The sequence below is a fragment of the Kitasatospora sp. LaBMicrA B282 genome (genome assembly GCF_050325825.1).
In the GTDB taxonomy this organism is placed as follows: domain Bacteria; phylum Actinomycetota; class Actinomycetes; order Streptomycetales; family Streptomycetaceae; genus Kitasatospora.
The window spans coordinates 1-13,300 of sequence record NZ_JBNQTI010000018.1 but is presented as its reverse complement, the minus strand read 5'-3'; the positions used below and the strand labels follow the sequence as shown (position 1 = coordinate 13,300).

At 69.9% G+C, this 13,300-nt stretch carries 10 protein-coding genes and 1 pseudogene; 4 read left to right on the top strand and 7 right to left on the bottom strand.

Annotated features, from left to right (window positions below):
• Positions 1-216: 216 nt before the first annotated feature.
• Complete coding sequence (locus ACQRUO_RS08210) at positions 217-1,659, bottom strand: hypothetical protein (protein WP_428315077.1); 1,443 nt, start codon at positions 1,657-1,659, stop codon at positions 217-219.
• A 525-nt stretch (positions 1,660-2,184) separates the two neighbouring features.
• Between ACQRUO_RS08210 and ACQRUO_RS08205 the strand changes: the two genes are divergently transcribed.
• Positions 2,185-3,747: a serine hydrolase domain-containing protein gene (locus ACQRUO_RS08205; RefSeq protein ID WP_428315076.1), complete on the top strand. Its 1,563-nt coding sequence runs from the start codon at positions 2,185-2,187 to the stop codon at positions 3,745-3,747.
• A gap of 154 nt (positions 3,748-3,901) precedes the next feature.
• Here the strand turns inward: ACQRUO_RS08205 and ACQRUO_RS08200 are convergent, their stop codons facing one another.
• The 3 genes from ACQRUO_RS08200 to ACQRUO_RS08190 form a co-directional block, all read right to left on the bottom strand.
• Complete coding sequence (locus tag ACQRUO_RS08200; protein WP_428315075.1) at positions 3,902-4,714, bottom strand: class I SAM-dependent methyltransferase; 813 nt, start codon at positions 4,712-4,714, stop codon at positions 3,902-3,904.
• A 267-nt stretch (positions 4,715-4,981) separates the two neighbouring features.
• Entirely contained in the window at positions 4,982-5,377 is a 396-nt protein-coding gene (locus tag ACQRUO_RS08195; RefSeq protein ID WP_428315074.1) for a DUF6355 family natural product biosynthesis protein, read from the bottom strand.
• Positions 5,378-5,520: 143 nt separating this feature from the next.
• A complete protein-coding gene (locus ACQRUO_RS08190) occupies positions 5,521-5,748 on the bottom strand; it encodes a hypothetical protein (protein WP_428315073.1) in 228 nt (75 codons plus the stop codon).
• Positions 5,749-6,112: 364 nt separating this feature from the next.
• Here ACQRUO_RS08190 and ACQRUO_RS08185 point away from each other — a divergent pair, with 364 nt between their 5' ends.
• On the top strand, positions 6,113-6,595 hold the full coding sequence (locus ACQRUO_RS08185) for a hypothetical protein (protein ID WP_428315072.1): 483 nt from the start codon (positions 6,113-6,115) through the stop codon (positions 6,593-6,595).
• A 271-nt stretch (positions 6,596-6,866) separates the two neighbouring features.
• On the opposite strand, the gene ACQRUO_RS08180 is transcribed toward ACQRUO_RS08185, so the two are convergent.
• A complete protein-coding gene (locus ACQRUO_RS08180; RefSeq protein ID WP_428315071.1) occupies positions 6,867-7,463 on the bottom strand; it encodes a TetR/AcrR family transcriptional regulator in 597 nt (198 codons plus the stop codon).
• Positions 7,464-7,626: 163 nt separating this feature from the next.
• Here ACQRUO_RS08180 and ACQRUO_RS08175 point away from each other — a divergent pair, with 163 nt between their 5' ends.
• Positions 7,627-9,087 carry an amidase gene (locus tag ACQRUO_RS08175; RefSeq protein ID WP_428315070.1) on the top strand — a complete coding sequence of 487 codons (1,461 nt, stop codon included), beginning with the start codon at positions 7,627-7,629 and terminating at the stop codon, positions 9,085-9,087.
• A gap of 414 nt (positions 9,088-9,501) precedes the next feature.
• Here ACQRUO_RS08175 and ACQRUO_RS08170 read toward each other — a convergent pair whose 3' ends face one another.
• A complete protein-coding gene (locus tag ACQRUO_RS08170; protein ID WP_428315069.1) occupies positions 9,502-12,825 on the bottom strand; it encodes an AfsR/SARP family transcriptional regulator in 3,324 nt (1,107 codons plus the stop codon).
• Between the two features lie 170 nt (positions 12,826-12,995).
• Here ACQRUO_RS08170 and ACQRUO_RS08165 point away from each other — a divergent pair, with 170 nt between their 5' ends.
• Entirely contained in the window at positions 12,996-13,181 is a 186-nt protein-coding gene (locus ACQRUO_RS08165; RefSeq protein ID WP_428315068.1) for a hypothetical protein, read from the top strand.
• A 17-nt stretch (positions 13,182-13,198) separates the two neighbouring features.
• Here the strand turns inward: ACQRUO_RS08165 and ACQRUO_RS08160 are convergent.
• Positions 13,199-13,300: pseudogene (locus ACQRUO_RS08160) on the bottom strand (IS5 family transposase); the annotation flags it as partial.

Below are 13,300 nucleotides of genomic sequence, written 5' to 3'. Positions count from 1 at the left end.
TCGCGTCGCTACGACAGCCCGGCTGCCTCCACGGTTACCCGCCCGGTGGCAGCTGCACCGAGCTGAGCTCTCCCGCCTGATCCGCAAGAGTCCCGACGCCACGCGCCGCGCGTGCGCTCGGGCAGCCGCTGCCTCCCGAGGATGGCGGCGATCAGTGCGACGTGCCTTCGGCGCCGGCCTGTCGTGCGCACTGTCCGCAGTGACGCTGGAACGAGATCACCTCGGCGAGTAGACAGAGAATGCCGCCAGGGCGGCGAGGCCCACACCTGCGTCTCGAATCTGTTGGTTCACGCCTTGAAAGAGTGTGGTCAGGTAGCTTCGGTCCTCTGGCACAGCCTGCTGGCCGGCAACACGCGTCAATGTCGCGACGGCAGCGTTTTGGTTGGCCTGAGTGTTCCGCGCCTGAAGTGAACGGTTCAGGTCATCTGCCTGCTGATTGGTATCCACCACGACGAACCGTACGCGCGCTCCGTTGGGCCATCCCGTAGCTGCGGGGTTGTTGCCTGACAGGGCGTTGGAGATGGCAGCACCGAGCGAGCGGTTGCTCTCCCGATCGATCTCCCTCAGGCTGAGAACAGGAGATTCGCCGCCTTCCGCGAACATGGCCATGGGCCACTCGTCCACGTCATGCAGCGGGGGCACGCGGTTGTCGCGTCGGAACTGTCGAATCCGCGCGGTGGTCTGCTGGCGGCGTGTACGAGCATCGGCACTGGAGCGGTCGAGGGTCAGGATCGCGGTGTCCGGGTTGGCTTCGGTGGCGATGCGGATGTGTGCGGCGGCGGACCCGAACTCCTGAACGCTGATGATCAGCGTCACGTCCGCTTCGGTGGCATCTCTCTTGCGCAGCTCGATGCGAGGCTCGGTCTTGCTGTCCCCGCTGGTGAGGCTCTTGTAGATGTAGTCCTGGCCGGTGCGCTCCCGGAATTGCTGCGAGGCCCACAGGAAACATGACAGGGGACTGGTGTCAGGGTTGGTGTCCTGAATGTACCAGCAGACTCTCGGCTGGTCTTCAGCGCCGACCGGGCGCGGGGTTTTCCAGGTTTGCCGCTTGTCATTGGCGTCGCACTTCTGGGTCCCCACGGCAATGGTGGAGAATCCCCAGTACTTCCACCAGCCGTCACTGAGATCGTCCTGCGCCCTCAGGCATTCGTCTCTCCGGGACCCGGAAAGGCTTTTGATCCGAGTTCCGGAGAGGTCCCACTCCTGCTGGCTGGTGTTGCTACAAGGGAGATTACCGACGCCGTTGACCGATGACCAAAAGCCACCCAACGTCGCCGCATCCAGGCACAGCGGAGTGTCGGAGTACTGGTCCGGGTCCGCGACGATCTGTCCGTACTTCGTGACGAGCCACCGCTTGTTGTTGCCTCGCCAGGTGTCGGACCCACCACACGTCATGACGGTATTGACGACGGCACTATCTGATTTGTCGTACCCGTGATACAGGCATCGGTCCGAAAACCAGTCCCCACCCGGATTGTCAGCGTAGGCCCTGATGTCCCCATATCCGAGATTCAGATCGACGCCACGATCACCTACAGATGCTGCAGCGGCGGGAGCCCCAAGCATCGGAGCAAGGCAGAGAGCTGCCGCCCCCACGGTCAGGGCCTTGCGGAAAGAGAGGCGCCGCGTTTTCGGCATGACTGTGCTAGGGAACCGCATCTAACTTCCTCACCGGGGCGTGCCGAGACTGGAGTCGGCTGGCATCAACGGATGGCGATTTTGTATGGGTAGCCTACTTACTGTTCTCTTATCTGCTCGGTAGTGATCTGCCGGGTTCACCCGGTTGCCGTACGGATCTCGCAGATGCGAGGCAGACGCGGGCCGCACTCCGCCCTGCAGCGCTCTCCGAGCAAGGCGTTGTCAGTGGCGACCACCTCCGGCTTCAGAGCGGGGCCGGCGCCTACTTCGTCGTTTTTGGCAATGAAGTAGTGGTGGAGTCGCTGGGCAGGGCCGTGCGCTCTGTCAGTGGTGGTGCCGAAGGTCGGGCCAGGGGCCGCTGGTGTGAACCGACGGCGTGTCAGGCCGAGTGGATGCTGTGGCTCGGGCTGCGTGTTCCACAGTGGCCGAAAGAGCCCGTGGCCCGACTGGGCCGCGGGCTCGAGGCCCATTCCACCCGTGGGGCGGTGAGTCCGGCCTGCACACGAGCCCCAGCTGCAAGACCTCCCGCAGCACAGAAGGACAGCGATGGATCCCCACGCGGCTGCAGTCACCTCGAACGGCCCGACGCGCCGGACGGTGCTGCGGGGGCTGGCAGCCGGGGGGCTCGCTGCAGGCCTGAGCACCAGGTCGTCCTCGGCACTCGCAGCGGGCACGGCCGACGGATGGAAGGCGTTCGCCGGCCAGGTGCGCGCGGAGTTCGAGGCGATGGGCCTGGTCGGCGCGGCGGTGGCCGTGGTGAGCAGCGACCGCGTTCTGCTGACCTTGCCGCTCGGTGTCCGCAACCTCGCCGGCGGTGTACCGGTCACGCCCTCGACGCGGTTCCTGGTCGCCTCGACCACGAAGTCGATGTCCTCGCTGCTCGTCGCGACCTACGTCGACCAGGGCAGGCTGGCGTGGGACCAGCGGGTGATCGACGCCTGGCCGGGCTTCCGCGCCCCGACCGACGAGCTGACCCACACCCTGAAAGTCCGCGACCTGCTCGGCATGGCCAGCGGGATCGACGAACCGCCGGCCCTGTCCGGCCTGCACGAGGGCGACCCGACCGCCCCCCAACTGCTCCAGTCCCTCGTCAACCTCCCGGTGAAGGCCCCGCCGAACACCACCTTCATCTACAACAACACCGTGTTCTCCGCCGGCGGCTACCTGCCGCTGCTCCACTCCGGCATGTCCGGCGACAACCTCACCGGCCTGTTCGCCGACGACCTGCGGCAGCGGCTGTACGGGCCGGCCGGCATGACCGGAGCCGTGATCGCCGACGACCCACGCGGACTCGTCGCCGACTTCATGACCGGCTACGGACCCGACCTGACCGGAGCCAACACCCAACTCGCCTACGGACCCGTCGGCAGCTACGCCCCCGCAGGCGGCACCCTCGCTTCACTCGACGACATGGCCGCCTACGTCCGCATGCAGCTGCGCCAAGGCCTCTCCGTCACCGGCCACCGGGTGGTGTCGGTGCAGAACCTCGCCGAGTGCTGGAAGCCGCACATCCCGATCCCCGTCTCGCCCGAGCTCGATCCCGACGTCACAGCGTCCGGATACGCCATGGGCTGGATCCACAACCAGTACTGCGGCGGGACCTCGCTCATCTGGCACAACGGCGGCATCGACGGCTTCACCTCGTTCATCGGCTTCCTGCCCGAACACGACCTGGGGCTGGTCGTACTCAACGCGATGAACCCGACCCCGACCGGCGTCTTCTTCTACCTCTACGTTCTCAACCTGCTGCTGGGCGAACGCTTCGGCCTCAACAAGGGCGTCGCGGCCAAGGTCCACACCCAGTACGTGGCTGCGCTGGACGCGCTTCGCGCCCTGGGCCGCCGGACCCGACCCGTCAACCCGACGCTCACTGAGCCGTTCCTGGGCTTCTACGAGGGCGGCTACCGGCTCACCCCGCAGGGCGACCACCTCGACCTCCAGCTCGGGCCGCGGATCATGCCTCTGCGCGTCCTCCCGGACGGCACCTACGTGGTCACCGCCGGACTGCTGCCCGAGACCAGAGTCCTCCTGAACCGGGACCCCGACCACACCCCCCGGATCGAGCTGGTCGGGCTCGATACGGTCCGCCGGACCGTTGGTCTCCGGTAGCAGCCATCGGCCCGCGCGAGGCCGACGAGATACTCAGCGTCACCGATTGTGTCTCGGCAGGTCGTTGCCCACCTGACCTGACCTGACCTGACCTGACCTGACCTGACCTGACCGCCCGTCGGCCGCGCTGCTGACCTGGCCCGGCCGGTGGGGGTCAGTGACGGGCGTCGGCGGCCTTGACCGCTCTCGTGGCGAAGTAGCCGGAGAGCCAGCCGGCGGTGGCGTCCGACTGGTGCGGCGCCTCGGCGAAGCCGGTGATGGCGAAGCCCGCTGCGATCTGCCCGCCGAGCTGGTCGGTGAGCGTGTGGCTGTACTCCACCGGCGCGTCGAGGCCCCACAGCCGTTCCCGCTCGGCGGGTTCCAGGTGGGTGAGGTCGCTGTAGGGCAGGCGGTGGCGCACCACCAACTCGCCGCGTGCCTCCAGGGGCTCGGCGTCGAAGAGGTAGACGTCCGGGTTGAGGAAGCCGGACAGCAGCGTCCCGCCGGGGCGCAGCACGCGGTGGCACTCGCGCCACACCGACCCCAGCTCCGGGATGAACAGGTTGGAGACCGGGTGGACGACCAGGTCGAACGAGGCGTCCGGGAACGCGCTCAGGTCGCGCGCGTCGCCGAGCACGGTGCGCAGGTCGAGCCCTTCGCGCGCCGCGACCATCTCGTCCTGCTCCAGCTGACGGGGCGAGTTGTCGAAGACGGTCACCCGCGCGCCCGCCGCGGCCAGCACCGGAGCCTGCTGCCCGCCGCCGGAGGCGAGGCAGAGCACGTCACGACCGGCGATGTCCGGCGGGAACCAGGTCGGGTCGACCGGCTCGTACCCGATCAGGACGATGGACCACTGGCCGGCCCGCGCCTTCGCGATCACCTCGGGGCCGACCGGGCGCGACCACTCGTTGCCCTCCTCCACCTGGCGGTCCCAGGCGAGGCGGTTGTGCGCGACGGGATCGACGGGCTCGACGGGAGTCTGGCTCATGCGCCACACCCTAGTTGCTGCAGTTGCTGCACCGCACAAGTTCCGCCGATGGCTATCGGGCGGTGGGCGCTTGTTGATGCCCAAGGGCCGCCGCAGTCCTCAGGTGGGCGGGCCCGACCGGGCGGTGCGCACCGCCCGGGGCCCGCAGCCGCAGCCGGGGCGGGCCGCGGGGAGTTGCTGGACGCGGTGGTCGCGGCGCTCGCCGGATACCCGCGCCCGCAACTGCGGGCCCCGCGACGCGGGTGGTGACACCGGGCGGTGGCCAGGTCAGGGCCCGGTGTCACCGGGGTGGGAGCACAGTCCGCCTTGGTAGGTGCTGTCGTACCAGGCACCGGTGGCATCCAGGTCGAGGTTGGTGCGCCCGGGGCCGACGCAGCGGTGGTAGTCGGACCGGGGAAACCGCGTGACCTGAATCCACACGTCGGTGTTGGTGGCGCAGTGCTCGTAGTAGGCGCGCTCGCCGTCGCGGCTCGTTCCAGCCGCAGCCTGACCGGGTCTGCTCGGGGGCGGCCGTCGCAGGGGTGACCGTCGCGAGGGCCAGGGCGCCGGCCAGGGCAACGGCTGCCAGGCCCAGCCGCGATCCGCGCTGTACCGTCGGTGCGGCGAATGAGCCACGACGTTCCCGGGCTCGCTGGGAAGTGTCCATACCCGGTCAACGATCATGAAAAAGCGCGGTCACGGCCGCGCTGTGATGAGGGCCCGTGACGGATGCAGGCCCGCAGGGCAACCGGCGGGGCTCCCCGCGGTGCTGCGGTCGGACCCGAGCAGTCGGCCAGTTGGGGCCCGGCACTGCCGGGCCCCAACTGCTACCTCGAGCCTGCAGCCTGATCAGGCCAGACGGTTCCGGCGGCGTTGTCCGCGCTGACCTCGGCGCTCACGTGCACCACGTGGATGAAGGGGTGCGGGCCCGCCTCGGTCTGCCAAGGCCCGTAACCGGCGTTTGCCGCGATCACTCCGGCGACCGCCACTGCGGCGAGTCCGGCAGCGGCGATGGTCCTGACGAACCAGGTTTCCCAACCATGCATGATCATCATCCCCCGTGCTTCACGACTTGCCCTCATGGCAAGCACAGATGACGCTGATTCAAGCACTCGTGGCAGATCTCGTACAGGGCAGTGCCCGTGCGCCAGGGTGTGGGTGACGATCCGCAGCAGGCCGAATGCGGCCTCAGGGCAGTCGCAGGCGGCGCGTGGACGGCCACACCATTCAGCTCTGTCGGGGATCTTGTGATGACGTAGGACCCGGGATACCTGGTCACCGCCCCTGAACCGGCCGGGGCAGGTCCTTCCCTGCAGCAGCGACGTTCTACCTTGGTGCCATGGGAGCGGTGAACGCGAGGTGGCGGGTCGAGTTGACGCACGAGGACGTCCACGTCGGTGAGCACGGTACCCGCGCTCGGTGCCTGCCCGAGCCGTGGATGTGCGATGTCTTCCATGTCGCAGTCTGAGGGACATCCGGGTCCTCGACACGACCCGCGGTGAGTGGATCGCGGTCCTCGAACGCCTGCGTGTCGTAGCCGACGAGACCGAGGTGGAGCACCCCTACCCCAAGCTCGATCCCGTGCGTCCGGACTTCGGGGACCTCTTCCGCGTCTGGGCAGACGAGCCGGAGGGCCGAGGGACGAGTTTCTCCTTCCGGGCTCGCTTGGGCGCTGTGTGGTTCTTCGCCGTGCCCTGCGATGAGGAGGAGATCGAGTTCTCCGTCTGGCCCGAGGACGTCCTCGACGGGGCGGGGGTGGCCTCCGTGCTGCGGTTCCTGGTCGAGGTGGCGACGGCCAGTCGACGACGGGCCCTGCTGACCGCCGAGACTGTCCGGTATGACCCGGGGATGCCGACGCTGATCTCCCACGACCCTGTCGCCGGCATCACTGCTCACATCTGAAGGGTGTTGTGGCCGTGCGCTGTCGCACGGTCAATGGGGCGAGGAGTACGCGCTGGCGTAGGAAGCGCAAGGCTGGGAGGTCGTCGGCAAGGACGCGGCCCATCCAGCCCGGGAGTTGGTCCCTGCGGGGCTGGTGGAGCACCTCGGCGGGGTCGCGGACGTGCCGTGCAGTGGTGTCAAGGTGAGGGCAGGCCGAGCGGATCTCCTTCAGTTCCGCGGCGTTGGCGTCGACGGCGGCGAGATGACCGTCACCGGGCGCGTGTGCCGTTCGTCAGGGAGCCGGACTGCGGTCCAGGATCGCCTCGACGATCCGCATGAGGCGCTCGCCCGCGTGTGGGACGCTTCCGTTCTGAGTGCTCACCTGGGCTCCTTCGAGGACGAAGGTGATCTCCGCGGCCGCCTCGTCCGGATCGGGCAGGCCGGCCCGGGTGCACAGGTCGGTGAGGCGGCGCAGCTGAGCGGCCTTGTGGGCCTCGATCAGGCGGCGCGCCGGATGGGTGCGCTCGGGCAGTTCCGCGAGGGAGTTGATGAACGGGCAGCCCCGGTGGGAGATCTGGGGAAGTCCGTCGGCGATGAACCGGGCCATTCCGAGGATCTGCGCCCGGGGGTCCTGCGGGTGGGCGTCCGCCAGCCGTTCGAAGGCCGCGGTGTAGTCGGCCGCGACGATGCGGAGCCACTCCTCGACCAGCGCGTCCTTGGTCGCGAAGTGGCGGTACAGCGCCATCTTGGTGGTCTCGGCCCGGTCGGCGATCGCCTGGACGCCCACCGACTTGATCCCCTCGCGGGAGAAGAGTTCCTCGGCCGCGTCGAGGATCCGCTCCCGGGGCGGCAGCTTGGCCACCCTGCTGCGCCTGCTGACTCTGTCCATGTCCGCGTCCATGTCCGCCGTACGGGCCCCTCGTCGCTGCGGCGGGTGGTTGCGCCGCCTGACGGCAATGCTACGGTACCGGTCAGTCCTGGGCGATACCGATCGGTCTCATGCAGTACCGATCGGTATCGCCGTTCGGTGTCGACCCTTCTGAAGGACGCACATGAAGCTCTCCGAATACGTGACCCATGACGGCGTCGGCCTGGCCGACCTGGTCGCCCGGGGCCAGGTGACCAGCGCGGAACTCGCCGCAACCGCCCGGCTGGCGTACGACGCGGTCAATCCGCTGCTCAACGCCGTGGTCGAGACCTGGCCGGCGGAGGACACCCCGACGCCGGGCAGCACGCCCCTGGCCGGCGTGCCATTCCTGATCAAGGACCTCGCTGTCACGATGTCCGGCAAGCGGACGGAGCTCGGCAGCCGTCTCGCCGCAGGGAACGTCGCCGGGGCCGACTCCTTGCTCATGATGCGCTTTCGTCGCGCCGGGCTGGTGACGCTCGGACGCACGGCCACGCCCGAGTTCGCCTACAGCACCACCACGGAGGGCACGCTGTACGGCGCCACCCGCAACCCCTGGGATCCGGCCCGCAGTCCCGGCGGCTCCAGCGGAGGCTCGGGAGCCGCCGTCGCCGCGGGCATGGTCCCGATCGCGCACGCCACCGACGCGGCGGGTTCCATCCGCGTCCCTGCCGCCGCCAACGGTCTGTTCGGGCTGAAGCCGACCCGCGGCCGGATCTCGATGGGCCCGGACACGGACGAGGTCTTCAACGGGCTCGCCGTCCACGGCGCCCTCAGCCGTTCGGTGCGCGACAGCGCCGCATGGCTGGACCTCGTCCACGGCCCCGAGACCGGTGACCCTTACGCCGCCCAACGCCCCGCGCGGCCGTACGCGCAGGAGGTCACCCGCTCCCCGGGCCGCCTGCGGATCGGTCTCCTCAGCCGGCCCTGGGGCGGACGGGGCCTCGAGCGCACCGTCCTCGACGCCGCGCTCCGCTCGGCACGGCTCGCCGAGTCCCTGGGCCACCGGGTGGAGGAGGTCCAGGTCGGCCTCGGCGTCGACTGGGAGGAGTTCGTCCTGGCCAACGCCCGTCTCTGGGCCACCAATCTGGTGACCTGGATCGACGGGTTCGCGGCGGCCTTCGGGCGGCCGGTGGACGCCACCACACTCGAAGCCGAGACGCTGGCCAGTTACGCCTACGGACGGCAGGTCAGCGGGACCGAGTTCGTCCAGGCCCTGGCAATGCGCAACAGCGTGGCGCGCGCGATCGGCCGCTACTTCACCGACTTCGACCTGATGCTCACCCCGACCCTGCCCGAACTGCCCCTTCCCCTGGGCACATACGCGGCCGGTGCCGAGAACGGCGACGGTCTCGGCTGGGCGGGGCAGCTCTTCCACCGCTCGCCCTTCACCGCCCCGTTCAACGTCGCCGGCACCCCCGCCATGTCCGTCCCCCTGGAGACCGACCCCACCACCGGCCTGCCCATCGGCATCCAGTTCGCCGCGGGCCACGGACGCGAGGACGTCCTCTTCCGCCTCGCCGGCCAACTCGAACGGGCCGCCCCCTGGGGACATCGCACTCCACCGGTCTGGGCGGGCACCGCCACCGCCGTCACCGCCCGCTGACACGCCGCGACCGGGCCGGCTGCGGGACGGCAGCACGAGCGGTCGGCCCCCCGAACCGTGGCGTCGCTCGACGTTCCGGGGCCCGAGCCCGCCCGGGTCGGGCAGGGCTGTCGGGACGGTGAGTGCGGCCGGGAGCCGGCCGGCGGCCACCTGCTTGACGGCGTCGGGATCGGCCATCGCGGCCGCCGGGGTCTGCTCCACCCGCTGCACGGCGACGTTGCCCAGCCGTAGCCGGGCCTGCGCTGCTTCCCGGAGCGCCGCACCGACGAGGTCCTCGAGCAGCTGGCGGCGGCGTCCCATGAGATCGCGCACCGCAGCCGGCGTCCTGGTGGGCCTGGGTGATGCGGATCGCGGCTGCGACCCGGAGGACTCGCCCCGGCAACCGTAGGCGAGTTACCCCTGACAGCTGGCATGTCAGCTGAGGGCGGCTCGGCGTGTGTTCTCCAGCCGGGCGAGCCAGGCGGCGACGCTAGCGGTTTGTGGGGAGTTGATCCGTTGGCGGATGAGGAGGGCCTGGCGCAGTGTGTCGAGGGCGGTGGCTGTGTCGCCGAGGCGTTCGTGGCAGCGTGCGGCGCCTTCCAACGCGCGCGCTTCCTCACGTGGCCGGTTGATTCGGCGTGCCAGGGTCAGCGCTTCCAGGTATTGGGGTAGCGCGGACTGTGGACCGGTGGTGTCCGCGTTCAGGTCGCCGATGCTGTTGAGTGCCTCGGCCTGCAGGGCGTCGTTGTTCTGGGACCGGAAGGCGGCCAGACACCGCTGGAGAAGGGCGGAGGCGGTGGTGTGCTCGCCGAGTGCGTGGCGGGCTCGGGCGAGCGCGTGCATGGCCATGGCCTCGCCGACCGGGGCGCCGATGTTCCGGAGTTCGGCCGATGCCTGTTCCAGCAGCACTGCGGCCGCTTCGTGGTCGCCGGCTTCCGACCGGATCCTGCCCAGGGTGTAGGTGGCACTGGCTGCCCCGAGGCGGTTGCCGAGCTTCCGGTAGGCCACCAGGGCGCGTTCCTGAAGGGCGGCCGCCTCCTGGTGTTTCCCGGTCTCCAGCAGGACCGTGCCCAGGTCCCTGAGTACGCTGGCTTCCCTCTGGTGCAGCCCGAGTTCGCGGAAGGAGGCTGCGGCCCGTTCCAGCAGGTTGGCGGCGGTGGCGGAGTCTCCGGTGGAATGGCTCGTGCGGCCCAGCTGGAAGAGCACGCTCGTGTGCCCGACGGGGTCGTCGAGGTTCTCCTGGAGGACCAGGGCCTGGCGAAGGAGCGTGCCAGCCGAGGGATAGTCACCGCTGATCAAGGCGGTGGTGCCCAGTTCGCACAGGGTGTTGGCCTGCCCTTCAAGATCACCGAGCGTCTGGAAGAGCGCCAGCGCCTGCCGACTCAACTCAGCCGCGCCGGCGAGGCTGCCTTGCAGGGCCTGAAGACGGCCCAACTCGTACAGGGCGGTTGCCTCGCCGAGTCGCTCACCGAGCCGTTCGTAGATCTCCAGCGAGTGCTGAAACCGCTGCTCCGCTTCCTGGAGACTCCCACTCGAGTGGCAGATCCGGCCGATGGTCAGCAGTGCGTTCGCCCCGGCGATGGTGTCGCCCGGGTCTTTCGGTGGGGTGGCGATGACGGCGTGCTGGAGGTCGACGCTCTCCTGCCAGCGGCCCTCGAAATGCAGGTAGACGCTCATCTCACCGGTGAGTGCGTTCGCGGCGTCATGGCGGTCGTGGGTGCGGGCGTGCCGGACAACACTCAGCAGGTTCTCCTGTTCCGTGCGCAGCCAGGCCAGCGCTGCTGCTCGGCCGGCCAGCTCGGGCTCGGCCGGCAGGGTGGTGGTAGCGCTGATCGGTGACGCGCCGGGGCGGTGGAGGGGGCTGAGGTGGTGGTCGGCGCGGCGCGCGGTGTGCAGGTAGTAGCCGAGCAGTTGCTCCAGCGCGCGGCCGATCTCGGTGTCGGGCGCGACACCGGGCAGGGTGCGGACGTAGGCGCGCGTCAGGTCGTGCATCCGGTACCGGCCCGGAGCCGCCTGGAGGAGCAGGCTGCGGTCCAGGAGGGACTCCAACAGGCGCTCGGCGTGGCGCAGATTGGTGTCGAACATGTTCGCGGCGGCGTAGGCGTCCAGGTCCGGCCCCGGGATCTGTCCCACCAGCCTGAACATGCGCTGCTCGTCCTCGTACAGTGCGGCGTAGGAGACGTCGAACAGGGCGCGGAGGTTGCGGTCCTCGTCCTGGAGATGGGACAGGGGGTCGGTGTCCTCCCGGATTTGGGCGAGGAGGTCCTCGATCCGCAGCGTTCGGTGGTGGCGCAGGCGGGCGCCGATGATGCGCACCGCCAGTGGCAGACCGCCGCACAGGGCGACGAGTTGGGCGACGGCCGGGTGGCCGGGCGGAACGCGGTCCGGTCCGGCGACCTTCTGGAGCAGGGCGAGCGCGGCGTCGTCGGGCAGGACGTCCAGGTTGATCAGGTGGGCGTCGTCCAGTCCGGCCAGGACGGTTCGGCTGGTGACCAGGACCAGGCAGCCGGGGGTCCCGGGAAGAAGCGGGCGGACCTGGGCGGTGCCGGCGGCGTTGTCGAGGACGATCAGCGTGCGGGTGCCGGCCATGCGTGAACGGTAGAGCGCCGCACGCTCGCCGAGGTCGTCGGGGATGTTATCGGCCGGCACGCCGAGGGAGCGCAGCAGGAAAGCCAGTGCGGCGTCGGCACTGACCGGTTCGAGGCCGGCGGTGTTGCCGCGCAGGTCGACGAAGAGCTGGCCGTCGGGAAAGCTCGTACTGACGCGGTGTGCGGTGCGCACGGCCAGGGCGCTCTTGCCGACCCCGGCCATGCCGTCGATCGCGGAGATCACCACCATGCCGGCCTCGTTCCCACCGGGTGCCGAGGCCGCCAGGGCGAGCAGTTCCGCGAGCTCCTGGGAACGCCCGGTGAAGACCCGGGTGTCGAGGGGCAACTGCCGAGGGACATCCGCGAGGGCGACATGGGCAACGGGGGCAACGGGCGCGGGCTGCGTCGGTGTGCCCGTCAGGAGCAGGGTCGGGTCGACACGCAGGATCCGGGCGTGCAGGGCCTGGGATGCCGCGCAGGGTTCGACGGCGAGCTCGTCGGCCAGCGTGCGGTGCAGCGCCCGGTAGGCCTCCAACGCGTCGGCCTGCCGGCCGGAGCGGTACAGCGCCAGCATCAACTGGCCCTGGAGGGTCTCGCGCAACGGGTGCTCAGCGGACAGGCCGTACAACTCGCCGACGAGCTCCGCGTGGCGGCCCAGCTGGAGGTCGGCCTCCAGCCGTGCCTCCAGCGCGTGCAGCCGGGCCTCCGAGAGCTGTGCGACGAGGGATCCTCTGGCGCAGGCCGGGACGTCGGCCAGCGGCTCGCCGCGCCACAGCGACAGGGCCTGGGCGAACCGGGCGGATGCCGCCGCCCAGCGTCCGGCGGCCGCGTCCTGCCGCCCCGCGGTGCACCAGTCCTCGAAGACGTCGAGGTCCAGCTCGCCGGCCTCGACCCGCAGCAGGAAGCCGGCGGGCGCCGACCTCAGCCGGCCGGCCTCGCCCGGCCCGAGCGCCCGGCGCAGCCGGAACACCAGGTTGGCCAGTGCCGACGCGGCCGCCCCCGGTGGTTGCGCGCCCCACAGCAGGTCGGTGAGCCGATCGGCGGAGACCGGCTGGTTGGCATCCAGCAGCAGTGCGGCGAGCAACGTGCGAATCTTCACCCCGCGCACTTCCAGCGGCCCGTCGTCCCCCACGACTTCGAACGCACCCAACAGCTTGAATTCCACGAGCACCCCCGGTGTCCTGCCCCCGTATCAGTGCTGATCACCCTACGCCCCGTCATCTACACGGGATCTACGGGCGATGTGAACGCCGACTGCGAACGTTGCGTCAGCGGGTCACACCGCACGGTGTGACACCACCAGCCGCAACCGCGGCACCACTGGTTCAAGGAGATACACACATGTCCAATGGCATCGATCTGCAGGTCAAGTCGAGCTCCGTGTCGCGCAGGACGTCGCTGGACGCGCTGCTGACCGCCAGCACCGTCGGAGTCTGGGGCCCCGACCTCACGTCGGGCCCCGTCCCGGCGTGCCAGCAGGGCCCGGGCCCGTGCGACAGCCCGCGGTGCTACCCGGGACGCTACTAGGCGGTGTCGTCAAAGGGTCAGGCCCACATGAGGAGTGAGGCGAGGGTAGCGGCGGCTTGGTAGGTCACGGCGGTCTTGTCGTACCTGGTGGCCAGGCCTCGCCACTGCTTCAGGCGGTT

What these genes read in the sequence shown, in the direction of transcription:
- ACQRUO_RS08180 (WP_428315071.1), bottom strand. Translation starts at nt 7,463, where the DNA reads ATGGACAGAGTCAGCAGGCGCAGCAGGGTGGCCAAGCTGCCGCCCCGG.
- ACQRUO_RS08200 (WP_428315075.1), bottom strand. Translation starts at nt 4,714, where the DNA reads ATGAGCCAGACTCCCGTCGAGCCCGTCGATCCCGTCGCGCACAACCGC.
- ACQRUO_RS08210 (WP_428315077.1), bottom strand. Translation starts at nt 1,659, where the DNA reads ATGCGGTTCCCTAGCACAGTCATGCCGAAAACGCGGCGCCTCTCTTTC.
- ACQRUO_RS08205 (WP_428315076.1), top strand. Translation starts at nt 2,185, where the DNA reads ATGGATCCCCACGCGGCTGCAGTCACCTCGAACGGCCCGACGCGCCGG.
- ACQRUO_RS08190 (WP_428315073.1), bottom strand. Translation starts at nt 5,748, where the DNA reads ATGATGATCATGCATGGTTGGGAAACCTGGTTCGTCAGGACCATCGCC.
- ACQRUO_RS08175 (WP_428315070.1), top strand. Translation starts at nt 7,627, where the DNA reads ATGAAGCTCTCCGAATACGTGACCCATGACGGCGTCGGCCTGGCCGAC.
- ACQRUO_RS08165 (WP_428315068.1), top strand. Translation starts at nt 12,996, where the DNA reads ATGTCCAATGGCATCGATCTGCAGGTCAAGTCGAGCTCCGTGTCGCGC.
- ACQRUO_RS08195 (WP_428315074.1), bottom strand. Translation starts at nt 5,377, where the DNA reads ATGATCGTTGACCGGGTATGGACACTTCCCAGCGAGCCCGGGAACGTC.